The organism is Micromonospora sp. DH13 (genome assembly GCF_020873825.1).
Taxonomy (GTDB): domain Bacteria; phylum Actinomycetota; class Actinomycetes; order Mycobacteriales; family Micromonosporaceae; genus Micromonospora; species Micromonospora haikouensis.
In genome coordinates, this window is the sequence record NZ_JAHWGR010000027.1 from 26,799 (window position 1) to 48,851 (window position 22,053).

A 22,053-nucleotide genomic window follows, 5' to 3' on the forward strand; every position below is an offset into this window, starting at 1 on the left:
GGGCCGCCCCGCCCCGCGAGCCGCCCCGGCAACAGGTGAGCCAGGGCGGGTGGTCAGGGGCGGCGGCCCAGGTGGTGGCGCAGTGCCAGGTGCAGGGCGAGCCGGGCGTCCGGGTCGTCGAGGTCCGCGCCGTAGCGTTCCCGTAGCCGGCGCATCCGGTACCGGACGGTCTGCGGGTGCGTGTGCAGCAGCCGGGCGGTCTCCACCACCTGGCCCTGGGTGTCCAGCCAGGTGGCGAGCGTCTCGGCCAGGGCCCGGCGGGCGGCCGGCCCGAGGGGCGCCAGCGGGGCCAGGGCGCGGGCGACGAGCCGGTCGGTCAGCCCCGGCTCCCAGTGGGTGAGCAGGGTGAGCAGGTGCGCGTCGCAGTCCACGACGCCGTCGGCGGGAAGCACCCCGGCGGCGTGCAGGCGCAGCGCCCGCCGCGACAGCCGGTACGACGCGCGGGCCTGCCGCACCGGCACGGTCGGGCCGAGGGCCGCCCGCCGGCCGGTGAGGGCCCGGCGCAGCGCGGCGAGCCGGCCCGGGGCGTCCGGGTCGGGCAGCACGATCCGCACCGCCTCGTCGATGACCGTGGCCACGGCTCCGCCGCCGACGGCGCGGGCGAGGTGCTCGTCGTCGGAGCCGTCGACGCTGATCACGGCGACGGTGGCGGGCAGCGGCCAGCGAGCGGCCTCGGCGGCGGAGTGCAGCGCGGTGTCGGCGGGCGGGTCGGGCTGCACGAGCAGGGTGATCAGCCTGCGGCGGACGACGATCCAGTCGTGTGCGGCGTCGCGCTGCTCGTCGAGGTAGCCCTCGGCGGCGGCCCCGGCGAGGGTGTCGGTGTAGCCGAACAGTGCGGCGGCGATCACGTACAGCTCGTCGGCGGCCAGCCGGTCCGGTCGTTCGGGCGCGACGAGGAACGCCCAGATGGCCCGGGCTCCCACGGTGAGCACCGAGCGCAGCGCGTCGACGCGGTGCCCCTCCTGGTATTCGGTGCGGCCCAGCGCGTGGAACACCTGCCGGGTGTCGGCGAGCGGGCGGGTCGGCTCGGCGACGGCGGCCACGAACGCGTCCACGGCCGTCCGTACGCCCAGGGCAAGGCCCCGGCCCTGCTTACCGGTCAGCGACCGGCCCTGCTCGCGCATGGTGGCCCGGACCGCGTCGAGGGTCCGCTCGTGCAGCGCCGCCCGGACGGCCCGCAGCCGCTCGCCGACGTGCCGGGGCAGCCCGCCGAGGCGGGGCTCCAACTCGGCGAGGCTCTCCGCCACCGCGCGCCCCCTCGCGTTTGTCATCCGGATGACAGTTCCGGGCGCGAAACCTGCTTCCGCGTACCACTGATTTTGGCACCCGGGTCCGTAGGGTTCCGGCATGGATGCGGATGTGATCGTCGTCGGGGCCGGCCTGGCCGGTCTGGTCGCCGCCACCGAGGCCGCCGACGCGGGCCGGACGGTGCTGCTGCTGGACCAGGAGCCGGAGCAGAACCTCGGCGGCCAGGCGTGGTGGTCGTTCGGCGGGTTGTTCCTGGTCGACTCGCCCGAACAGCGGCGGATGGGGGTGCGCGACTCGGTGGAGCTGGCCTGGCAGGACTGGCTGGGCAGCGCCGCGTTCGACCGCCCGGAGGACCACTGGCCGCGCCGGTGGGCCGAGGCGTACGTGCACTTCGCCGCCGGGGAGAAGCGGTCCTGGCTGCGGTCGATGGGGCACCGGCTCTTCCCGGTGGTGGGCTGGGCCGAGCGGGGCGGCGGCGCGGCGGACGGGCACGGCAACTCGGTGCCCCGGTTCCACGTCACCTGGGGCACCGGCCCCGGCGTGGTCGAGCCGTTCGCCCGCCGGCTGGCCGCCGCGGTGGACGCCGGCCGGGTGCGGCTGCGCTTCCGGCACCGGGTCGACGGCCTGGTCACCACCGGCGGGGCCGTCACCGGCGTACGCGGGGCGGTGCTGGAGCCCAGCGACGTCCCGCGCGGCGCGCCCAGCTCCCGGGTCGAGGTGGGCGGGTTCGCGTACGCGGCGCAGGCCGTGGTCGTCACCTCGGGCGGCATCGGCGGCGACCACGACCTGGTGCGGGCGGCCTGGCCGGCACGGCTCGGCGACCCGCCGAAGCGGATGGTCTCGGGCGTGCCCGCCCACGTCGACGGGCGGATGCTCGGCATCACCGAGGCCGCCGGCGGGCAGGTGATCAACCCGGACCGGATGTGGCACTACGTCGAGGGGCTGCGCAACTGGGACCCGATCTGGCCGCAGCACGGCATCCGGATCCTGCCGGGGCCGTCGTCGCTGTGGCTGGACGCCACCGGCAGGCGGCTGCCCGCGCCGCTGTTCCCCGGCTTCGACACCCTCGCCACGCTGCGCCACCTGCGCGCCACCGGCCACGACCACAGCTGGTTCGTGCTCACCAAGAGGATCGTCGCCAAGGAGTTCGCGCTCTCCGGCTCCGAGCAGAACCCGGACCTGACCAACCGCAGCGTCCGGCAGGTGATCGAGCGGGCCCGCGCCGGCACCCCGGCCCCGGTGGCGGCGTTCCTGGAGCGGGGCGCGGACTTCGTCGTCGCCGACACCCTGGAGGCCCTGGTGGCCGGGATGAACGACCTCGTCGCCCCTGACGGCGGCCCGACCCTGGACGCCGCCCGGGTGCGGCGGACCGTCGAGGCCCGCGACCGCGCCATCGCCAACCCGTTCGGCAAGGACGCCCAGGTCACGGCGATCCGGGGCGCGCGGGCGTACCGGGGGGACCGGCTGATTCGGGTGGCCCCGCCGCACCGGCTGCTGGACCCGGCGGCGGGGCCGCTGATCGCGGTGCGGCTCAACATCCTGACCCGCAAGACCCTCGGCGGCCTGCACACCGACCTGGACGGGCGGGTGCTGCGCCCCGACGGGCAGCCGCTGCCCGGCGTGTACGCGGCCGGCGAGGTGGCCGGCTTCGGCGGCGGGGGCATGCACGGCTACAACTCGCTGGAGGGCACCTTCCTCGGCGGCTGCCTCTTCTCGGGTCGGCAGGCCGGCCGGGCAGCCGCCGCGGCGACCCGCTGACGGACCGCGCCCCGAGCTGGGGTGATCAGCGGATCAGTATGACCATGATGGATATTGACCGCTGAATCGACGCGTGTAAGTGTTTCCTTCCCTGGAACGAACGTCGCGGCGCCCCCTCGCCACGCCGCCGGACCCCGCCCGCCCCACCCTCGCGAGCGGGGTCCGGTCACGCCCAGGTGCACGACACCCCCTACCTGCACCGAGGAGCACCCATGAGACGCACCACAGTGACAGCGGGCCTGGCGTTCGCCGCCGCCCTCGCGCTGACCACGTCGACGGCGGCCCTGCCGGCCACCGCCGCCGAGGTCCCCGCCGCCCCCGCTGCCGCCCCGGCCGTCGCGGCGCTGGCCGCGCCGGACATCTCCGTGACGAACGTCCAGGCCCACCTGAGCCAGTTCCAGAGCATCGCCACCAGCAACGGCGGCAACCGTCGCTCCGGCTCCGCCGGCTACACGGCGTCCGTCAACTACGTCAAGGGCAAGCTCCAGGCCGCCGGCTACACGGTCACCGAGCAGACCTGCACCAGCTGCACCTACTCGGGCAACAACGTGATCGCCGAGTGGCCGGGCGGCGCCCCCGCCGACCAGGTCATCATGTTCGGCGCGCACCTCGACGGCGTCACCGCCGGCCCGGGCATCAACGACAACGCCTCCGGCTCGTCGGTGCTGCTGGAGAACGCCCTCGTGCTGGCCCAGCAGAACCCGAGCCTGACCAAGCGGGTCCGGTTCGCCTGGTGGAACGGCGAGGAGCAGGGCCTGCAGGGCTCGAAGTTCTACGTGAACTCGCTCAGTGCCACCCAGAAGGGCTACATCAAGGGTTACTACAACTTCGACATGGTGGCCTCGACCAACGGCGGCTACTTCATCAACCGGGTCACCTCCACCACGGCCGCGCCGCTGAAGGCGTACTGGGACTCCCTCGGGCTGTCGCCGGAGGAGAACGTCGAGGGCCAGGGCCGCTCCGACGACTACTCCTTCCAGCAGGCCGGCATCCCCACCTCCGGGTACGCGATGGGCGCCAGCGCCACCAAGACCTCCGCGCAGGCCACCAAGTGGGGCGGCACCGCCGGCTCGTCCTACGACCCGTGCTACCACCGGGCCTGCGACACCACCAGCAACATCAACGCCACCGGGCTCAACCGCAGCGCCGACGGCATCGCGTACGCGATCTGGGACCAGGCCGTCGGCGGCGGCACCCCGACCAACGACTTCTCCGTCGCGGTGAGCCCGACGTCCGGCAGCATCGCCCGGGGCGCCTCCACCACCGCCACGGTCTCCACCGCCACCACCTCCGGCAGCGCCCAGACCGTCGCCCTGTCCGCCACGGGCGCGCCCAGCGGGGTGACCGTGTCGTTCAGCCCGTCGTCGGTGACCTCCGGCGGCTCGTCCACGATGACGATCGCCGCCTCCGCGTCGGCGGCCACCGGCACCTACGCCATCACGGTCACCGGCACCGGCTCGGCGACCCGCACCGCCACCTACAGCGTCACCGTGACCGGCACCGGCGGCTGCGCCGGCGGCCAGGTGGTCGGCAACTCCGGCTTCGAGAGCGGCGCCACCGTCTGGACCGCGTCCTCGGGCGTCATCACCAACTCGGCCAGCCAGGCCGCGCACGCCGGCTCGTACAAGGCGTGGCTCGGCGGGTACGGCGGCAGCCGCACCCAGACGCTGTCGCAGTCGCTGACCGTCCCGGCCGGCTGCGCCACGTACACGCTGTCGTTCTGGCTGCACATCGACACCGCCGAGACCACCTCTATCAGGCAGTACGACAAGCTCACCGTCGCCGTCGGCGGCACCACCCTGGCGACGTACTCGAACCTCAACAAGGCCAGCGGCTACACCCAGCGCACCTTCGACGCCGCCGCGTACGCCGGCCAGACCGTCACCCTGACGTTCACCGGCGTCGAGGATTCGTCGCTGCAGACCAGCTTCGTCGTGGACGACGTCACCCTCACCGCCAGCTGAGGTGCAAGGAAGGGCCCCTTGTTAACGCCTGCGGTAGAGAAGGGTTCCCTTCTCACCCCGCTCTCACCCCCGCGCACCCCGCGCGCCCGGCAATCGAGTGTGAGGGGCGGCGCGCGGCCCACGACGGCGGTGGCCCGGCGGGGGTAACGGGGCCGTTTCCGCCCGCCTGGGCGCGCTCGGCCGGCAGGATGGTCGATGTCGACTTAGACTCCCGCTGCGTCGATCGCTGCGTCGATTCAAGAGGTGGGTGGGTGGGATGGCCGGAAGACGGGGCGGCACCGCCACGCTGGTCGCGGCGCTGGTCGTGATCGGCTGGCTGGTCGTCGGCGGGGTGGCCGGGCCGTACGCGGGGAAGTTGGGGGAGGTCTCCACCAACGACAACGCCTCCTTCCTGCCCGCCGAGGCCGAGGCCACCCGGGCGCAGGACCTGGCCGCCGAGTTCGCCGACCGGCAGACCACCCCGGCGCTCGTCGTCTACGCGCGGACCACCGGCATCACCGACGCCGACCGGCAGCGGGCCGCGGCCGACGCCGCCCGGTTCGCCCAGGTCCCCGGCGTCGTCACACCGATCCCGCCGCCCGTGCCCAGCCAGGACGGTCAGGCCCTCCAGGTGGTCGTCCCCATCGACGAGGCCGAAGGGGAGCGGATCGGGCAGGTCGTCGACGAACTGCGCGCCATCGCCGGCGGCGACCGCGACGGCCTCACCGTGGACGTCGCCGGGCCCGCCGGGCTGCTCGCCGACCTCATCGAGGTCTTCGGCGCCATCGACGGCCCGCTGCTGCTGGTCACCCTCAGCGTGGTGCTGGTCATCCTGCTGGTCGTCTACCGCAGCCCGGTGCTGTGGATCTTCCCGCTGCTCGCCGCCGGCACGTCGTACGCCCTCGCGGCGGTCTTCGTCTATCTCCTCGCCGACCACGACGTGGTCAAGCTCAACGGGCAGGCGCAGGGCATCCTCACCGTCCTCGTCTTCGGCGCGGGCACCGACTACGCGCTGCTGCTCATCGCCCGCTACCGGGAGGAACTGCACCGGCACGGGCGCCCCTGGGACGCCATGCGGGCCGCCTGGCGCGGCGCCGCCCCGGCGATCATCGCCTCCGGCGGCACCGTCATCCTCAGCCTGCTCTGCCTGCTGCTGTCCAGCCTCAACTCCAACCGGGCGCTCGGCCCGATCGCCGCCATCGGCATCGCCGCCACCCTGCTGGTGATGCTGACCTTCCTGCCCGCCCTGCTCGTGCTCGGCGGGCGCTGGGCGTTCTGGCCGCGCCGGCCCGCCGTCGACCAGGCCGACCCGCAGACCGAGCACGGACTGTGGAGCCGCATCGCCGGCTTCGTCGCCCGCCGGGCCCGGGTCGTCTGGCTCGCCACCGCCGCGGTGCTGGCCCTGCTCACCATCGGCCTCACCCAGCTCGGCGTCACCACCCTCGGCCAGACCGACCTGTTCACCCAGCGCACCGACTCCGTCGCCGGCCAGGACGTGATCGCCGCCCACTACCCGGCCGGCACCGGCAGCCCGGCCACCATCTTCACCAACCAGGCCAGCGCCCAGCAGGTCGCCGAGGTGGCCCAGCGGGTGCCCGGCGTCGCCGCCGTCCGCCCCGTCACCCAGGGCAGCCAGGCCGGCCCGCCCGACCCGAACGCCCCGCCGAAGGTGGTCGACGGCCGCGTCGAGTTCGAGGCCACCCTCGCCGACCCGCCCGACAGCAACGGCGCGGAGCGCACCATCCGCGACCTGCGCGAGGCCGTGCACGGCGTACCCGGCTCGGACACGGTCGTCGGCGGGTTCACCGCGATCAACGTGGACACCTCCGACGCGTCCGCCCGCGACCGCAACGTGATCATCCCCGTGGTGCTGCTGGTGATCGCCGTCGTCCTGGCCCTGCTGCTGCGCGCCCTGCTCGCCCCGCTGCTGCTCATCGCGACCGTGGTGCTGTCGTTCCTCGCCACCCTCGGGCTGTGCGCGCTGATCTTCCGGCACCTGCTCGACTTTCCCGGCGTCGACCAGTCGTTCCCGCTGTTCGCGTTCGTCTTCCTCGTCGCCCTCGGCATCGACTACAACATCTTCCTGATGAGCCGGGTCCGCGAGGAGTCGGTCCACCGGGGCACCCGCCCCGGCGTGCTCGCCGGCCTCGCCGTCACCGGCGGCGTCATCACCTCCGCCGGCATCGTGCTCGCCGCGACGTTCTCCGCGCTCGCCGTGCTGCCCCTGGTGGTCCTCGTCGAGCTGGGCGTCGCCGTCGCCGTCGGGGTCCTGCTCGACACCATCGTCGTGCGTTCGCTGCTGGTGCCCGCCCTGTCGTACGACATCGGGGCGCGGATCTGGTGGCCCGGCCGGCTGAGCCGCACGGACCGGGAGGCGCGTCATGCCCGCTGAGCCCGATGTCGTCATCGTCGGCGGCGGCCTCGCCGGCCTCGCCGCGGCCCGCCGGCTGCACCGCGCCGGCGTGTCCTGGCGGCTGCTGGAGGCCGGCGACCGGCTCGGCGGCCGGGTCGCCACCGACGCGATCGACGGGTACCTGATCGACCGGGGCTTCCAGGTGCTCAACACCGCGTACCCCCGGCTCGGCACGCTGCTCGACCTGGCCACCCTCGACCTGGGCTGGTTCACCCCCGGGGTGCTGGTCCGGCGCGGCGAGGCCGTCGCCCGGCTGGTCAACCCGCTGCGCGAGCCCGCCGGGGCGGCGGGCACCGCGCTGGCCGACGTCGGCTCGCTGCGCGACCGGCTCCGGTTCGCGGCGCTGGCCACCGGCTGCGCCACCCTGCCGCCCGGCCGGCTGCTCGACGCCCCCGAGACCACCGCCGAGGGGGCGCTGCGCCGCGCCGGCCTCTCCGACGCGATCATCGAGGAGCTGCTGCGGCCCTTCCTGTCCGGCGTGCTCGTCGACCGGGCGCTGGAGACCTCCAGCCACGTGCTGGCGATGGTGCTGCGCTCGTTCGCCCGGGGGCGCGTCGGCGTGCCCGCGCAGGGGATGGGTGCGCTGCCCCGGGCGATCGCCGCGCCGCTGCCCGCCGACCTGGTCGAGCTGCGCACGCCGGTCGCCGAGGTCGGCCCTCATCGGGTACGCACGCAGGCCGGCGAGCTGCGCTGCCGCGCCGTGCTCGTCGCCGTCGACCCGCCCACCGCCGGCACGCTGCTGCCGGCCCTCGGCCGGGTACGCATGCACGCCTACACCACCTACTACCACGCCACGGACACCCCGCCCCTGGACGAGCCGATCCTGCTCGTCGACGGCGACCGCCGGGAACTGGTCGCCAACACCGTCGTGCTGAGCCAGGCCGCGCCCACGTACGCGCCCGCCGGGCGGCACCTCGTCGCCACCTCCGTGGTGGGCCCGTCCGTCCCGCCCGAACCGGTCGTCCGCGCCGAGCTGGCCCGCCTCTACGGCCGCCCCACGGCGGACTGGGAGCACCTGACCACGGTCGGCGTCCCCGCTGCGCTGCCCGCCGCGCCGCCGCCGCAGGGCCGGCTGCGCAAACCGGTGGCGCTCGGTGGTGGCCTCTTCGTCGCCGGGGACCACCGCGACAGCCCGTCCATCCAGGGCGCGCTGGCCAGCGGCTGGCGTGCCGCCGGGGCCGTGCTGGCCGAGCTGCGCGCCCAGGGCTGAGGCCGTCGCGGACGGCTGCGTGCTGTTATCCTCGCGTTGCCCATCGTGCTGGATCATCGATCGGTTGCCGGCGGGTGGGGCTGTTTCGTGCTGGCCGGTGATCGCCGGCCGGGTTACGATCCGGCGCGGTTGCGGGGCGGTAGCTCAGCGGGTTAGAGCAGGGGACTCATAATCCCTCGGTCACGGGTTCGAGTCCCGTCCGCCCCACCGCGTAACATGATCTCGCTGTTGACCTGTGCTTCCACGGTTCGCATGAGTGAAGCGCGGCCTGGCGTGTATAGCCTGAGCTATAGTTGTCCCGTGGCCAATGGGCCGGCCAACCGCTGGGCGATCAGGGCGACAGGCGATGTCCGTGACTGGTTACGGGCCCTGCGTCGGACCGACCCGGCGGCGTACCGCTCGGTGAACGCGGCGATCGACATGCTCGCCGAGACCGGTCCGGGTCTGGGGCGTCCGCTGGTCGACACTCTCCGGGGTTCGAGCATCAGCAACCTCAAGGAGCTGCGGCCGAGATCCGGCCGCGACGTCGCTATCCGGCTTCTGTTCGTCTTTGATCCATGGTCGCAGGCGGTGCCTTCGAGAGGAAACGGAGGGAGGGCTGATGGTCGACTTCCATGACTGGGACGACATTCGCGCCGAGTTGCACGATGGGGACGACGACGCGCTCGATGTGGAGCGCGCCCGCACCGAGGCGTGGGTCAGCGCGTTCCACCTCGCCGAGGAGCGCAAGCGTCTCGGTCTCACCCAGCGGCAGGTGGCCGAGCTGATGGGAGTCACGCCCGGTCGGGTGAGCCAGATCGAAAACGGCGACCTGGACGCCAACGAGGTGGCAACCCTCAGCCGGTACGCACGAGCGCTCGGCGCCAGGATGCGGATCATCTTCGACTACGGCAGCGACCTCCGTCAGATCGCCTGATCCCCGCGCGCCTCGGCCGACATCACGTACGACGAGGCGAGTCGTCCCGGCGAACCGCACCGGTCGGCAAGCCGAGGTCATCGAGCATCGCCCGACGCGGCACGTGCCGGATCAACGAGGCGAAACGAGCCGTGGAGATCCAACGTGGGACCAACGTGTCGCCCAGCGATCGTGGCGGTGGTTCGCATGGTGGGTGCCTCCGGCCCAGTGCGCTCGTCCAGCATGGCGGCGAGCCGCGGTCGTCGGGATGAGCGGTCGGATTGGCCATTATTCTGACCGGTCGCTAGAGTGGTTGGCATGGAGACCATTCCGATCACGGAGGCTAAGGCCCGGATCGCCGAGCTCGCCGACCGGGTCGCTCGGGAGCATGATCACTTTACGATCACCCGTAACGGCCGGGCCGACGTGATGCTGATCTCGGTGGCCGAGTACGAGTCGATGCGGGAGACGTTGGACCTGCTGTCCGACGACGAGACCCTCGCGGACCTGCGCCAGTCGCGGGAGGACTTCGCGGCCGGCGACACGTTCTCGGTGGACGAGGTTCGTGCCGAGCTGGAGCGGCGTCGAAGCAGGGCGGCCTGATGCCTCCAGGAGGCAGGCGGATGGACGACCACACAGACGAACCGCTCAGCCCGTACACGGTGATGTTCTCCCGTCAGGCTCGTCGCAACCTGCACGAGGACCTGCCACTGGAGGTGGCGGTCGCGGCGACGGAGACCATCCAGCGGGCGATCGCGGTGAACCCGTATCGGGCGGGCAAGCCTCTCGACGAACCCTTCGACGGCTTCCACTCCGCCCGGCGTGGCACCTACCGGATCGTCTACCGGATCAACGAGGCGAAACGAGTCGTGGAGATCCACTCGATCCGCCACCGACGCGACGCCTACCGTTGGTAGGACCCCTCCGGGGAGCGGGTCTGACCGAGCCGCCGCTGTGCCCCTGGCGGCATGACTCCTCAGCTGGGCTGACGGCGCTGCGAGCTGCCTGAATTTGGTGGGCGCGGGTCACCGGTGATCGTGGCGGTGTGGTTCATATGGTGGTGCCTCCGCCCCACCAGGCAAGACACTAGATCACTGATCTTCCCGTGGTGCTACTCGTGGTGCGAGCGCGCTACGGTCGGCCCCAACCGTCCCAAGGCCCCGTCCGTCCTGGTCCTGAGCACGGAAACTGAGTGGGGCGGGTGGGACGCATGCTTCAGGCACCAAGACCGTCGCGGGGTTCAGCCAATGCCCCTGATGCAGAACGACGGGCGGATGCGTCTGGTGGCCTTAGCAGGTGAGTCAGACCACGGGCACGTGGGGCCGCCAGTTGCCGTCAGTCATAGGGACTGGGATGCGCTAGAGGCGTGAGGTCTTCTATGGAAGGATCGTCAGGTCATCGATGGCGCCGAGCCGAGGAGGGTGAGATGCGCGATACCGATATCCGCCAAGCGCTAACGGCTCGCCTCGCCACCAAGTACGACTCACAGCCTGGCACTCAAATCCGGCACGAGTTAGGTCTTTGCGCTGGCCGAACCCGAGTCGATGTGGCCGTTATCAATGGTCACATCTCGGGTTTCGAGATTAAGAGTGACCAGGACAGGCTGACCCGGCTGGAGGCCCAGGCCGAGTTGTATAGTCGGGTGCTAGATCGCGCCGCGTTAGTGACGACGGAACGATATCTGGATCAGGCTACCGAGATAGTCCCCTCTTGGTGGGGGGTGTTGCTCGCTCTTCCTGGTAAGCGCACGGTCCGGCTTCGGACCGTCCGCCGCGGCACCTGCAATCCAAGCCCCAACCCATTTTCAGTGGCCCAGCTGCTCTGGCGGGATGAGGCAATGAGGCTCCTGCGTGAGCGAGGCAATCACCGCGGCCTGTCCAGGGCGCCGAGGTGGTTCGTCTGGGAACGCCTTGCCGAGACTCTGGAGTTAAGGGAGTTGCAGGCAGAGGTTCGGCGCGTGCTTAGAACGCGGGAGGACTGGCCAACTCGCTCATGACGTGCGCGAGATGATGGGACGTTCCCCAAGCTCGCCACTCTGTGGCGCCCCCTGGGCCAGGCTGACGTCTAGCGCATCGCGCGAGCTCGCTGTCGCCCCACGAGAAGTCTTGACCCTCGGCCGGCCAATGGTCGGATGTGACTAGGGCGTGGCACAAGTCGTAGAAGCTGTCGTTACCGCCGGTCTCGTTGCGGGTCCAACGGTAGATCCACCAGTTGTCGGTCGTGGCATATCTGAGGCTGGGCATGGGACCGCGGGGCACAGGTCCTTGCATCTCTGGATGCGCGATGGCGTAGTCGCCAAAATCTGGGCCGCGATCAGCTAGCCGCCTCCAGAGCTCCCAATCCCATCTCGTTAAGGGTGTCGCTTCGTTGCGAGGGAGGTTCGTGATGGCGGTTGGCATGGCGCCTGATGCGACCACGATGGATAACCATTCCCGGTTGCCGAGGGAGTCAAGCACGTTCCTGGCGACCCGCTCTGCTCGGGTGACATCTCTTTCGGATGAGACTTCGGCCATGTCTACTATCAAGTGGCATTGTTCAAGGCTGATCCTGGCGATTGACAAAGCTCTGGATAGCCGGGATGCATCGGCGACAGGGTCGGGGTCTGTGGTGATGCTGCCCAGGCGCACGATAGCTGTTTCGTTGTGAAGGCGGGCTGCCTCACCGCAAGCGGACAACTGCTCGTCTGAGTCGTGTAGGTGGATGACCGGCGCGATGGGAACGCCCCACTGTGCCAGGTCGTTAGCGATCTCCGTGATCATGGCTCGACCATCATCGTTGAGTCGGACGTAGGTGGTGTCGACTCCGACGGCCAGGCCGGCTGGCGCTGCATCTTGGATCTGACGCACGAACTTGAGGCCGGCCTTGGTTGGACCGTCCTTTGAAGGGGAGACCTCGAACAAGGGGTGTATGCGGCTGACCTCGTGGTCTCGAAGCTTCCTAAGCGCTTTGAACTCGCCTGCGCGTGCCTTGAGTATGGGCCAGTATCGAGCCATGGCCGCCCCCTGTAGGTCTCGCGGGTTGCGCCTTCGGCTACTCAAGGTATCCGAGGGGAGTCGGAATGTAACGAGTTGACATTGATTGATGGAGATGATTGAAAGGTCTTGCGTAAAAGAAGCAATAGATGGCTATAGTGGCATTTGCGGCTTCTGCCCCTTTGTTGACTTGCTCTATCGTTCGTGTGTGGCATGGGACATTCAGATCAGTGCGGCGTGGGAGATTCAACTAGGCGACGTGCTCGTTCGGCGACAGCTTCATCAGCGAGTCGGTGGCTCTCGGCAGGGTGGCATCACGCGACCGGCCAACAGCACGGATGTGCTCCTCTTTTCGTCGCCGGCCGGCGCTCGCTTTGGGTACGACTTTGATGGGTGGCGGCCTGATGGGGCGTTCCACTACACGGGTGAGGGTCAGGTCGGCGATCAGACCTTCGTCCGTGGCAACGCAGCTGTAAGGGACCACCTTGACCGCGGTCTGCGGCTTCGCTTCTTCGGCCAGGTCAAGCCTTCGGTCGTGCGCTACCTCGGTGAGTTCCGGGTTGATCCGGAGCGCCCCTGGTACGCGGAAGAGGCGAAGGACCGGCTGGGGGACTTACGGAAGGTCATCGTGTTCCGGCTTCTGCCCGTCGATGCCAAAGCGCCCGAGTTCGGCGCGACGAGTCCGGGCAAGTCGGCAGTGCGGGATGTTCCGATGGAGGCCCACCGTGCCGAGACTTTCCAGGTAGAGCCCAAGCGTGAACCGACGACCGCTGAACGGCGCGAAGCTGACCTCGTGGATCGATACGTAGGTACCCTGACGGCAGAAGGCGGCACCGCGTCGCGCAAGGAGATCAAGCTGCCCGACCTCGGCAGGGCTCTCTACACCGATCTCTTCGACGGAGGCCGGGCTGAGCTGATCGAGGCAAAGAGCTCCGCGGCTCGCCACCATGTGCGTCTGGCTCTCGGTCAGTTGCTGGACTACGCGCGTTACGTCGAGCACAGATCCAGGGCGGTCCTGCTTCCGTCCTACCCGGGCTCCGATCTCGTTGATCTGCTACACAGCGTCAACGTCTCCTGCATCTACGAACAGGAGGGTGGCGGCTTCGTGCGTCTGGATCCGTAGGCCATCCGTGGTGCGGGTTGTGGTGCGAAGCCGTGCACTACCGAGGGACTGGGGTGATCTGTAGTGCGCCAGAGAACTGACAGTCACGTGACCTCGTGAGGCGCTGGCTTTAGCGCCGAGAGCCACTAACGATCCCTCGGTCACGGGTTCGAGTCCGGCTCCCGGGTGTCGGCCGGCACGACGAGCGGCGCTCCGGTGACCGGGTCGGGGACGACCTGGTTCGGCATCCCGAAGACCTCGGTGACGAGCCCGGTGTCGACCGTCGAGGCGGGCGGGCCCTCGGCCACGATCCGGCCGTCGCGCATCGCCACGAGATGGGTCGCGTACCGGGCGGCGTGGTTGAGGTCGTGCAGCACGGCCACGACGGTGCGGCCCCGGGTGACCAGCCGGTGCAGCACGTTGAGCACGTCGATCTGGTGCGCCACGTCCAGGTAGGTGGTGGGCTCGTCGAGCAGCACGAGCGGCGTCTCCTGGGCCAGCACCATGGCGATCCAGGCCCGCTGGCGTTGCCCGCCGGAGAGCTCGTCGGCCCGGCGGTCGGCCAGCTCGGTGGTGCCGGTCGCGGCCAGCGCCGACTCGACGGCCTCCTCGTCGGCGTGGGAGAAGCGGCGGAGCACCCGCTGGTGGGCGTAGCGGCCCCGGCCGACCAGTTCCCGCACGGTGATCCCCTCGGGCGCGGTCATGGTCTGCGGCAGCAAGGCGAGCCGGCGGGCGCGTTCCTTCGCCGGCAGGCCGCCGAGATCCGATCCGTCGAGCAGGACCCGGCCCACGGCGGGGCGGAGCAGCCCGGACAGGGCCCGCAGGAGCGTCGACTTGCCGCACGCGTTCGGCCCGATGAGCACCGTGAACGAGCCGTCCGGCACCGCGAACGACAGTTCCTCGCTGACGATCCGCTGGTCGTAGCGGAGGGTGACGTTCTCCGCCCGCAGCCGCGCGTTCAGCTGGTCGACCATCTGGTCCTCCTGATCTCGTGGACGAGCAGCCAGAGCAGGTACCCGCCGCCGAGGGTGACCGTGACCACCCCCACCGGCACGGTCAGCGGGATCGCGTGCTGGGCGACCAGGTCGGCGCCGAGCAGCAGCACCGCCCCCACCCCGGCGGTGGCGGCGAGCGGCAGGCCCGGTGCCCGGACGAGCCGGCGGGCGATCTGCGGGGCGGCCAGGGCCACGAAGGAGATCGGCCCGGCGACGGTGGTGACGGCGCTGACCAGGGCGACCGCGATCAGGACGAGGATGGCGCGGCTCCGGTCGACCGCGACGCCGCTGGCGGCGGCGACGTCGTCGCCCAGTTCCAACTGGGCCAGGGCCGCCGCCCACAGCGGGGTGACCGCCAGCAGCGCCAGGACGACCCCGGCGGCGGGCCAGACCACCTCGGCGGTGGCGGTGTTGAGGGAACCGGCACCCCAGGCGGCGGCGAAGAGCGCCGTCTCCAGGTCGGCGCGGAGCAGCAGCCAGGTGTTGGTGGCGGCGAGCATCGAGGAGACGCCGACGCCCACGACGATGAACCGGAATCCGGAGAGGCCGTCCCGGTAGGCGAGCAGGTAGATCGCCAGCGCGGCCAGCAGGCCGCCGAGGAGCGAGCCGAGCATCAGCAGGTGCCAGCCGCCGCCGAGCAGCAGCAGGGCGACCAGCATTCCGGAGAACGAGCCGTTGGCCAGGCCGATGATGTCCGGGCTGGCCAACGGGTTGCGGGTGATGGTCTGGAAGATCGCCCCGGCGACGCCGAGTGCCGCGCCGAAGGCGACGGCGGCGGCGACGCGGGGCAGCCGCCACTCCAGCACGACGGTGCGGGTCAGCCCGCCGATCCGGCCGCCGAGCACGCCGAGCACCTCGTCGACGCGGAGCGGGAAGTCGCCCAGCCAGAGGCCGACCACCGCCAGCGTCGCGAGGACGAGCGCGGCGGCGGCGCAGACGGCGGCCTCGCGTACGCCGACGGCCACGTGCCGGCGGTCGGTGCCGAGCACCAGCCGGCGGCCTCCGGCGGTGCGGCGGACCGGCCGGCTCCCCGCGCTCACAGCGCGGTCGCCCGTCGCCGTCGGGCCAGCGCGATCAGCACCGGCGCGCCCACGAACGCGGTGACGATGCCGACCGGCATCTCGCTGGGCAGCACGGCGATCCGGCCGACCACGTCGGCCAGCAGCACCAGCACCCCGCCGGCCAGCAGGGAGCCGGCGAGGATCCGGCGCTGGTCGGTGCCGACGCCCCAGCGCACCAGGTGCGGCACCACGAGCCCGACGAACGAGATGGGCCCGGCGATGGCGCTCGCCCCGCCGGCGAGCAGGGTCACCGCACCCAGCACGAGCAGCCGGGTCCGGACGAGGCTGACGCCCTGCGCGGCGGCCAGGTCGGGGCCGAGCGCGAGCGCGTTCAGGCTGCGGGCCGCGAGCAGCCCGGCGAGCAGCCCGGCCCCGATCAGCGGCAGCACCGGCAGCACCACGGCGGCGTCGCGTTCGAGCAGGCTGCCGGCGTTCCAGCCGCGCATCCGGTCGAAGGTGTCGGGGTGGGTGAGGGTGATCCCCGTGGTCAGGCCGGCCAGCACGGCACCGGTCGCCACCCCGGTCACCAGCAGCCGGGTCGGGGAGGCCCGCAGGTCCGCGGCGCCGCCGACGGCGTACACGGCGGTGGCGACCAGGAGCGCGCCGAGCAGGGCGAGCCACATGTAGCCGGCCGGCGAGGTGACCCCGAGGAAGGCGATGCCCGCGGCGACGAACGCGGCGGCTCCGGCGTTGACGCCGAGGATGCCCGGTTCGGCGAGCGCGTTGCGGGTGAACGCCTGCATCAGGGCGCCCGCCACCCCGAGCCCGGCGCCGACCAGCAGCCCGGCGAGGGTGCGCGGCAGGCGTTGTCCCCAGACGACGTACTGCGCGGTGTCGCTGCCCGCGCCCCGCAGCGCCGCCCAGACGTCCGCCGGGGGCACCGGGTTCGCGCCCACGAAGACCGACAACACCACCGACCCCAGGAGTACGGCGACCGCCCCGGCCAGCCAGCGCCAGACGGTACGGCGACGCGCGGCACGGCCGGTGGTCGGCGGTGCCGCGCGTGCGGGTGTGGTGGTGGTCAATTCGACGCGGCGAGGATGCGTTCGAGATCGTCGAGGACGGCCTGTCCACCGACCGTGCCGACCCCGGTGATCCAGAAGGACTGGTCGACCAGGTGCAGGCGGGGGAAGGCGGCGGCGTTGGCGTCGACCGAGGCCGGGATGGTGCTGCGGTCGTTGACGTCGACGGTGGTGACGAAGACGTGGTCGGCCTTGGCCTCCAGCACCCGCTCGGGGGAGATGTCGACCGAGATGGAGTTCTCCCAGTCGCGCTGGGGGGTCTTGAAGCCGACGCACTCCAGCGTGCTGCCGGCGAACGAGGTGGGCCCGTACAGCGTGAGGACGCCGTCGCGCGGCCGGATGAGCTGTGCGGTCTTCCCGGCGGTGCCGAACTTCTTGGCGATCTCCGCGCACCGCTGCTGGTAGCCGGTGAGGAGCTTGGCGGCGGATTCCGCCCCGCCCAGCGTGGTGGCGGTGAACGTGACGTTGTCCTGCCACGGGTCGGTCTGGGACGCCATGAACACGGTCGGGGCGACGGCGGTGAGCTGGTCGTAGAGGGCGGAGTGCCGGGACTCGGTGCCGATGATCAGGTCGGGCTTGAGGGCCGCGATCTTCTGCACGTTGGGTTCCTGGACGGTGCCGACGGTGGTGATGCCGGCGGCCTTGTCGCCGAGGTACCTGGGCACGCCGGCGGCCTCGCTGAGCACGGCTGCGCCGACCGGGGTGATCTCCAGGGCGATGGCGGTGTCGAGCTGGACCGGTTCGAGGACGACGACCCGGGTCGGCTTGTTCGGCACGTCGGTCTTGCCGCGCGCGTGCTCGACGGTTCTGGTGTCACCGACGCTGCCCGCCTGGTCGGCGTCGGCGGAGCCGCAGGCGGCCACGACGAGCGCCGTCGTCGAGGCGACGGCGAGGGCGAGGAGGCGTCGGCGGGCTGTTCGAGGGGTTGTCGAGCGCATGGTGCAGGTTCCCGTCTGGTGACTTATGGTGATGCCAGGGCGGCGGGATTAGGTTAGCGTAACCTAATCTGCTGCCTCCTCGCGGGCCGGGCGATCATGCCAGTACCCCTGCGTGTGAACCCGATCCGGGTCGATGCGCGCCTCGCCGAAGAGCCGACGCAGGTCCGCGATCCTGCTACTCTCCGTGGCCGCCCAGGCGTAGAAGTCGGTCCCCGCCCCGGCTGCCGCCGCGCCGTGCTCGACCAACCAGTCACCCACCATGGTGGTCAGCGCCGTCCCGCCCCGGGCCCCGCTGCGCAACCCGACCTGGACCGAGTGGCGGGCGGTCACGTCGTCGAGGGTGGCGGCGTCCGCCGCGTCGCCGGCCTCCAGCAGGACCGTCGCCCGCACCCCCGGCCCGAGGCTGGGCAGGATGCCCCGCACCGCCGGGTACGCCGTCTCGTCCGCCGCGATCAGCACCCGCGTCGCCGGCCCCGGCTCCCACTGCACGCCGTACCCGGGCTGGCCGGCCCGGACGTGCGGACCCGACAGCATCAGCCGGTCGCCCGGTCGGGCCCTCGCCGCCCAGCCGCTCGCCGGGCCGTGCGGCTGATGCAGGTAGAAGTCCAGGTCCAGCTCGCCCGCCGCCGGCCGGGTCCGGTACGCGGTATAGCTGCGCAGCAGGGGCCGCTCGCGGTCGGGCGTGGACCGCCACGCGCGCCGCCACCCCTGCTCGGGCAGCCCCGCCCGCAGCCCGGCCGGGTAGTCGCCGGCGATCGGCAGCATGATCTTGATGCGCTGGTCGAGCTGGTGCGGGGCCAGCTCCCGCAGTCGTTCGTCGCCGAGCGTGACGCGGACGAACCCGGGCGACAGTCGCCGGGTCGCCGCCACGGTTGTCTCGAACAGCACGTTGGGCGAGTTGCGGAAGGTCGACATGCCGACAAAGGTTAGCCTAACCTGACCGGCGACTCGTCGAGCCGGTGCTGCGTGGTACGGGCGGGCCGGCTTGTCGTACGGCGTGCCGCGTGCGCCGCCGCACCGAGCCGTGCCCAACCCGGCGCGGCAGGGCGGTGGTCTCAGGCGTTCGTGGCCTGCCAGGGGTCGATGACTCCGATCCCCGTATCGGCGAAGTCCTTGATGTTGCGGGTGGCGAGGGTGGCGGCTCGGGCTCGGCAGATGGCGGCGATCTGGGCGTCGAACCCGTCGATCGGGCGGCCGAGCCTTTCCCTGCCGGCGACCACGTCGGCGTAGGCGCCGGCTGCCGCGAGGTCGAAGGGCAGCACCTGTCGAGGGAAGGCGGCGAAGATCTCGTTGGCGGCTTGGTGTAGCGATTCCCGACGCTGGCCCTCGGGCAGCCGAGCGATGCCGTAGCGGATCTCGGCGACAGTGACAACCGTGGTGTGGAGGCTGGCGCCTGAACTCTGTCGGAGCCAGGTGAGCACCGCTGGCGCGGGCTCGGCCCGCATCAGTTCGGAGACGACGTTGGTGTCGAGAACGATCATCATTCGGGCAGGCTCGCCGCGCGGGGTGAGGTGGAACGCGACGGCAGCTCCAGGTCGACGCCGCCCAGCCGGGCGAAGCGCTCGGCGAGTGCGCTGAACAGGTCGGTCGCTGGTGTGTCCTCGGCGACGGCCGCGGTGAGGATGTCCCGGATCTCGGCTTCCATGGACTTGCCGTGCTGCGCGGCGCGGATGCGCAGCTTCTCCCGCACCGCGTCGTCGAGATCCCTGATGCTGAGGGCTGCCATCGCTTATCCTCCGACCTGGGTCATGAGAGCAATGCTAGCACCCGGCGCCGGGTGGCCCCGCCTCCGCCGGCCGGCACCGCGACCTGCGCAGGCCGAACGCGCGGCTGCCCAGACCCGGACGGATGCCGTAGCGGGGATCATGTTTGCGGTGGCGATACGCCTCAAGTAGCGTCACCGATCGTGAACACCGGACCGGCATCTCGCCACGCACGGATCGGCGATCCGGTGGAGGGCTGACCGCACGGCGGGTGCCGGCAGGGCACCCTCCAGGCTCGGCACGCGGACCTCCCGGCGGCCTGTGCACCGCAGGTCCCCATCCGTGTCGAGCACCGCGAGGTCAACCGAATGTCAGTCACGTTCAACCACACCATCATCGCCGCCAGGGACCGCGCCGAGTCGGCCCGGTTCTTCCGCCAGTTGCTGGAGCTGCCGGAAGCGCCGTCCTGGGGCCCGTTCACCAACATCCAGCTCACCGACGGCGTGCTGCTCCAGTTCGCCGAGCCGCCGGTGGAGATCCAGATGCAGCACTACGCGTTCCTGGTCGACGACGACCTGTTCGACCGGGCGTACCAGCGGCTGTGCGAGCAGGGCATCGAGCACTGGGCCGATCCGCAGATGCGCCGCCCCGGCGAGACCAACACCGAGCACGGCGGCCGGGGGGTCTACTTCAAGGACCCGGCGGGCCACGCCATCGAGCTGATCACCCGCCCGTACCTGTAGCCGGTTCTGCGGCCGGGCGGCCTGTCCACCGCCCGGCCGTCGGCCCGGACGACCGATGAGTTCGGGTGCCGCGGCGTGCCGGTGCGGCGGCGCCGGTCGCCGTCAGCCGACCAGGCGGCGTTCCCAGGCCCAGGCGGCGATCTCCACCCGGTTACGGGCGTCCAGCTTCGCCTGCACGCTGCCGAGGTGCGTCTTGACCGTGCCGACGGAGATGAACAGCTTCGCGGCGATCTCCGCGTTGGTCGCACCCCGCGCCACCAGCCGCACCACGTCCAGCTCCCGAGGCGACAGCCCCGCCGGGTCGGGGCGCGCCGGCTCCGGCGGATTGAGGTGCCGCAGCAGCCGTACGGTGATCGACGGGCTGATCAGGGCCTCGCCGGAGACGGCGGCCCGGACCGCCTCCACCAGCAGGGCGGGGCCGGAGTCCTTCAGCAGGAACCCGCACGCGCCGTTGCGCAGCGCGGCGTGCACGTACTCGTCCAGGTCGAACGTGGTCACCACGACCACCCGCACCGGGTCCACGACGCCGGGGCCGGCGAGCCGGCGCAGCGCGTCCAGCCCGTTCAGCCTCGGCATACGGATGTCCAGCAGCACGACGTCGGGCCGCAGCCGGCGGGTCAGCTCGACCGCCTCGACGCCGTCGCCGGCCTCGCCGACCAGCTCCATGTCCGGCTGCGCGCCGATGATCATCCCGAACCCGGTGCGCACCATCGCCTGGTCGTCGGCCACCAGCACCCGGATCACCGGCCGCCCTCCCCGCCCGTGAGCCCCCGCGCCGCCGGGCCGGTAAGGCCCCTCCCGGCAGGCGACCCGCCGCCCAGCGGCAGGGCCGCGTCGACCACCCATCCGCCATCGACGCCGGGCCCGGCCCGCAGCCGGCCGCCGAGCGCACCCACCCGCTCGGTGAGCCCGGTCAGCCCGTATCCCGGCCGGCCGCCGCGCTGCCCCCGCCCGTCGTCGGCCACCCGCACCGACAACCACTGCGGGGTACGGCTGACCAGCACGTCCACCCGCCGGGCCCCGGTGGCGTGCCGCCGGACGTTCGTCAGCGCCTCCAGCACCACCCGGTACGCCGACGTGGTCACCTCGACCGGCAGGTCGCCCAGCGGCCCGTCGGTGTGCAGGTGGGCCGGGACCGGGCCGGCGGCGGTGAACGCCTCCACCAGCTCCGCCAGGTCGGCCACCCCGGCCAAAGGCGTCACCGGGGCGTCTGCCGGCCCGTCCTGGCCGCGCAGCACCCCGATCATGCGGCGCATCGCCGTCATGGTCTCCGCGCCGGCCCGCTCGATCTGCTCCAGCGCGGCGACGGCCCGCTGCGGGTCCCGCTCGGCGACGTAGCGCGCGCCCTGGGCCTGCACCACGATGCCGGTGACGTGGTGGGCGACGAAGTCGTGCAGGTCCCGGGCGAACTCGGCGCGCTGCTCCGCGCGTACCGTCGCGACCCGGCGCTCCCGGGCGGTCTCCGCCAGCCGCAGGTACATGCCGGCGGCGGCGGCCCCGGCTGCGAGCAACGCGTAGGCCATGCCGATGATCAGGTGGTCGGCGTCGACCTCGGCGCGCAGCGGCAGTGCGGCGGCGGCGAGGCCGGTCGCGGCCACGGCGGCCAGGGCCGGCAGCGGGGCGGCCCGCCGGGCCAGCACGAAGACCACCCCGAGCAGCCCGACCGACTCGGCCAGCCCCCACAGGTGGGCCGATTCCCGCACCGGCACCCGGCCGTCCAGGCCGTAGGTGCCGCGTAGGAAGGCGTACGCCGTCGTCGTCGCCAGCGACCAGGCCGCCACCGCGCCGCCGGCCGCCGCCAGCCGGCGGGAGCCCTGCCGGTGCGCGGGCAACCACACCGCCGCGGTGGCGACCGCCAGCGCGACCTGCGCCAGCGCGGCCGGCACGGCCAGGGTGCCGTCGACGGGGAAGATCCGGCCGCCGACGACGTCGACGAGGCCGAGCAGCGCCATGCCGGCCAGGGCGACGGCCTGGCCGGCCCGCCGCCACCCGCCGCTGAGGGTTCCGGTCATCGCCCCCACCGTAGCCACCCGGCCGGCCCGGCGGATCT

Annotated in this window: 22 protein-coding genes and 1 tRNA gene; 12 read left to right on the forward strand and 11 right to left on the reverse strand. The window is 72.2% G+C overall.

The window, feature by feature from the left end; genetic code table 11:
- Positions 1-53: 53 nt before the first annotated feature.
- The gene (locus tag LPA42_RS23360) at positions 54-1,271 is read right to left on the reverse strand and encodes a CdaR family transcriptional regulator (RefSeq protein WP_144082650.1); all 1,218 of its coding nucleotides are present in this window, start codon (positions 1,269-1,271) and stop codon (positions 54-56) included.
- Between the two features lie 76 nt (positions 1,272-1,347).
- Here LPA42_RS23360 and LPA42_RS23365 point away from each other — a divergent pair, with 76 nt between their 5' ends.
- From LPA42_RS23365 to LPA42_RS34750, 10 genes are all read left to right on the forward strand, one after another.
- Positions 1,348-3,006: an FAD-binding dehydrogenase gene (locus tag LPA42_RS23365; protein ID WP_077937747.1), complete on the forward strand. Its 1,659-nt coding sequence runs from the start codon at positions 1,348-1,350 to the stop codon at positions 3,004-3,006.
- Between the two features lie 212 nt (positions 3,007-3,218).
- A complete protein-coding gene (locus LPA42_RS23370; protein WP_077937748.1) occupies positions 3,219-4,970 on the forward strand; it encodes a M28 family metallopeptidase in 1,752 nt (583 codons plus the stop codon).
- Positions 4,971-5,226: 256 nt separating this feature from the next.
- Complete coding sequence (locus tag LPA42_RS23375) at positions 5,227-7,341, forward strand: MMPL family transporter (RefSeq protein ID WP_077938799.1); 2,115 nt, start codon at positions 5,227-5,229, stop codon at positions 7,339-7,341.
- Positions 7,331-8,572, forward strand: coding sequence for an NAD(P)/FAD-dependent oxidoreductase (locus LPA42_RS23380; protein ID WP_077938800.1), 1,242 nt, complete (start codon positions 7,331-7,333; stop codon positions 8,570-8,572). Before LPA42_RS23375 ends, LPA42_RS23380 begins: the two co-directional genes overlap by 11 nt.
- A gap of 133 nt (positions 8,573-8,705) precedes the next feature.
- Positions 8,706-8,779, forward strand: a tRNA-Ile gene (locus LPA42_RS23385).
- Positions 8,780-8,824: 45 nt separating this feature from the next.
- Positions 8,825-9,190: a type II toxin-antitoxin system RelE/ParE family toxin gene (locus tag LPA42_RS23390; RefSeq protein ID WP_077938801.1), complete on the forward strand. Its 366-nt coding sequence runs from the start codon at positions 8,825-8,827 to the stop codon at positions 9,188-9,190.
- Positions 9,174-9,488, forward strand: coding sequence for a transcriptional regulator (locus tag LPA42_RS23395; RefSeq protein ID WP_077938802.1), 315 nt, complete (start codon positions 9,174-9,176; stop codon positions 9,486-9,488). Before LPA42_RS23390 ends, LPA42_RS23395 begins: the two co-directional genes overlap by 17 nt.
- A 297-nt stretch (positions 9,489-9,785) precedes the next feature.
- A complete protein-coding gene (locus tag LPA42_RS23400; protein WP_077938803.1) occupies positions 9,786-10,070 on the forward strand; it encodes a type II toxin-antitoxin system Phd/YefM family antitoxin in 285 nt (94 codons plus the stop codon).
- A gap of 20 nt (positions 10,071-10,090) precedes the next feature.
- Complete coding sequence (locus LPA42_RS23405) at positions 10,091-10,384, forward strand: type II toxin-antitoxin system RelE/ParE family toxin (protein ID WP_077938804.1); 294 nt, start codon at positions 10,091-10,093, stop codon at positions 10,382-10,384.
- A gap of 509 nt (positions 10,385-10,893) precedes the next feature.
- Positions 10,894-11,463: a sce7726 family protein gene (locus LPA42_RS34750; protein WP_158229442.1), complete on the forward strand. Its 570-nt coding sequence runs from the start codon at positions 10,894-10,896 to the stop codon at positions 11,461-11,463.
- Here LPA42_RS34750 and LPA42_RS34755 read toward each other — a convergent pair.
- Complete coding sequence (locus LPA42_RS34755) at positions 11,429-12,460, reverse strand: beta family protein (RefSeq protein WP_077938805.1); 1,032 nt, start codon at positions 12,458-12,460, stop codon at positions 11,429-11,431. The genes LPA42_RS34750 and LPA42_RS34755 overlap by 35 nt on opposite strands.
- A 187-nt stretch (positions 12,461-12,647) precedes the next feature.
- Between LPA42_RS34755 and LPA42_RS23410 the strand changes: the two genes are divergently transcribed.
- Positions 12,648-13,562, forward strand: a complete 915-nt coding sequence (locus LPA42_RS23410) for a hypothetical protein (RefSeq protein WP_228986856.1) — start codon at positions 12,648-12,650, stop codon at positions 13,560-13,562.
- 140 nt (positions 13,563-13,702) lie between these two features.
- On the opposite strand, the gene LPA42_RS23415 is transcribed toward LPA42_RS23410, so the two are convergent.
- The 7 genes from LPA42_RS23415 to LPA42_RS23445 form a co-directional block, all read right to left on the reverse strand.
- Positions 13,703-14,503, reverse strand: a complete 801-nt coding sequence (locus tag LPA42_RS23415; RefSeq protein ID WP_198956655.1) for an ABC transporter ATP-binding protein — start codon at positions 14,501-14,503, stop codon at positions 13,703-13,705.
- A complete protein-coding gene (locus tag LPA42_RS23420; RefSeq protein WP_198956654.1) occupies positions 14,500-15,576 on the reverse strand; it encodes an iron chelate uptake ABC transporter family permease subunit in 1,077 nt (358 codons plus the stop codon). Before LPA42_RS23420 ends, LPA42_RS23415 begins: the two co-directional genes overlap by 4 nt.
- Complete coding sequence (locus LPA42_RS23425) at positions 15,573-16,622, reverse strand: iron chelate uptake ABC transporter family permease subunit (RefSeq protein WP_077938807.1); 1,050 nt, start codon at positions 16,620-16,622, stop codon at positions 15,573-15,575. The genes LPA42_RS23420 and LPA42_RS23425 overlap by 4 nt, the downstream gene beginning before the upstream one ends.
- Positions 16,619-17,557 (reverse strand): ABC transporter substrate-binding protein, encoded by a 939-nt coding sequence (locus LPA42_RS23430; RefSeq protein ID WP_077938808.1) that lies wholly within the window; start codon positions 17,555-17,557, stop codon positions 16,619-16,621. The genes LPA42_RS23425 and LPA42_RS23430 overlap by 4 nt, the downstream gene beginning before the upstream one ends.
- A gap of 63 nt (positions 17,558-17,620) precedes the next feature.
- Positions 17,621-18,472 carry a siderophore-interacting protein gene (locus LPA42_RS23435; RefSeq protein WP_077938809.1) on the reverse strand — a complete coding sequence of 284 codons (852 nt, stop codon included), beginning with the start codon at positions 18,470-18,472 and terminating at the stop codon, positions 17,621-17,623.
- 140 nt (positions 18,473-18,612) lie between these two features.
- Entirely contained in the window at positions 18,613-19,041 is a 429-nt protein-coding gene (locus LPA42_RS23440) for a type II toxin-antitoxin system VapC family toxin (RefSeq protein ID WP_228986857.1), read from the reverse strand.
- Positions 19,038-19,283, reverse strand: a complete 246-nt coding sequence (locus tag LPA42_RS23445) for an Arc family DNA-binding protein (protein ID WP_074474644.1) — start codon at positions 19,281-19,283, stop codon at positions 19,038-19,040. The genes LPA42_RS23440 and LPA42_RS23445 overlap by 4 nt, the downstream gene beginning before the upstream one ends.
- Before the next feature lie 345 nt (positions 19,284-19,628).
- Between LPA42_RS23445 and LPA42_RS23450 the strand changes: the two genes are divergently transcribed.
- Positions 19,629-20,003, forward strand: a complete 375-nt coding sequence (locus LPA42_RS23450) for a VOC family protein (protein ID WP_077938810.1) — start codon at positions 19,629-19,631, stop codon at positions 20,001-20,003.
- A 102-nt stretch (positions 20,004-20,105) separates the two neighbouring features.
- Here the strand turns inward: LPA42_RS23450 and LPA42_RS23455 are convergent, their stop codons facing one another.
- Together LPA42_RS23455 and LPA42_RS23460 are read right to left on the reverse strand one after the other, a co-directional pair.
- On the reverse strand, positions 20,106-20,747 hold the full coding sequence (locus LPA42_RS23455; RefSeq protein WP_077938811.1) for a response regulator transcription factor: 642 nt from the start codon (positions 20,745-20,747) through the stop codon (positions 20,106-20,108).
- Positions 20,744-22,015, reverse strand: a complete 1,272-nt coding sequence (locus tag LPA42_RS23460; RefSeq protein ID WP_077938823.1) for a sensor histidine kinase — start codon at positions 22,013-22,015, stop codon at positions 20,744-20,746. The genes LPA42_RS23455 and LPA42_RS23460 overlap by 4 nt, the downstream gene beginning before the upstream one ends.
- Positions 22,016-22,053: the final 38 nt, after the last annotated feature.

Coding starts and splice junctions, on each gene's coding strand:
- LPA42_RS23360 (WP_144082650.1), bottom strand. CDS start 1,271: ATGACAAACGCGAGGGGGCGCGCGGTGGCGGAGAGCCTCGCCGAGTTG.
- LPA42_RS23365 (WP_077937747.1), top strand. CDS start 1,348: ATGGATGCGGATGTGATCGTCGTCGGGGCCGGCCTGGCCGGTCTGGTC.
- LPA42_RS23370 (WP_077937748.1), top strand. CDS start 3,219: ATGAGACGCACCACAGTGACAGCGGGCCTGGCGTTCGCCGCCGCCCTC.
- LPA42_RS23375 (WP_077938799.1), top strand. CDS start 5,227: ATGGCCGGAAGACGGGGCGGCACCGCCACGCTGGTCGCGGCGCTGGTC.
- LPA42_RS23380 (WP_077938800.1), top strand. CDS start 7,331: ATGCCCGCTGAGCCCGATGTCGTCATCGTCGGCGGCGGCCTCGCCGGC.
- LPA42_RS23390 (WP_077938801.1), top strand. CDS start 8,825: ATGAGTGAAGCGCGGCCTGGCGTGTATAGCCTGAGCTATAGTTGTCCC.
- LPA42_RS23395 (WP_077938802.1), top strand. CDS start 9,174: ATGGTCGACTTCCATGACTGGGACGACATTCGCGCCGAGTTGCACGAT.
- LPA42_RS23400 (WP_077938803.1), top strand. CDS start 9,786: ATGGAGACCATTCCGATCACGGAGGCTAAGGCCCGGATCGCCGAGCTC.
- LPA42_RS23405 (WP_077938804.1), top strand. CDS start 10,091: ATGGACGACCACACAGACGAACCGCTCAGCCCGTACACGGTGATGTTC.
- LPA42_RS34750 (WP_158229442.1), top strand. CDS start 10,894: ATGCGCGATACCGATATCCGCCAAGCGCTAACGGCTCGCCTCGCCACC.
- LPA42_RS34755 (WP_077938805.1), bottom strand. CDS start 12,460: ATGGCTCGATACTGGCCCATACTCAAGGCACGCGCAGGCGAGTTCAAA.
- LPA42_RS23430 (WP_077938808.1), bottom strand. CDS start 17,557: ATGCGCTCGACAACCCCTCGAACAGCCCGCCGACGCCTCCTCGCCCTC.
- LPA42_RS23435 (WP_077938809.1), bottom strand. CDS start 18,472: ATGTCGACCTTCCGCAACTCGCCCAACGTGCTGTTCGAGACAACCGTG.
- LPA42_RS23440 (WP_228986857.1), bottom strand. CDS start 19,041: ATGATGATCGTTCTCGACACCAACGTCGTCTCCGAACTGATGCGGGCC.
- LPA42_RS23445 (WP_074474644.1), bottom strand. CDS start 19,283: ATGGCAGCCCTCAGCATCAGGGATCTCGACGACGCGGTGCGGGAGAAG.
- LPA42_RS23450 (WP_077938810.1), top strand. CDS start 19,629: ATGTCAGTCACGTTCAACCACACCATCATCGCCGCCAGGGACCGCGCC.
- LPA42_RS23460 (WP_077938823.1), bottom strand. CDS start 22,015: ATGACCGGAACCCTCAGCGGCGGGTGGCGGCGGGCCGGCCAGGCCGTC.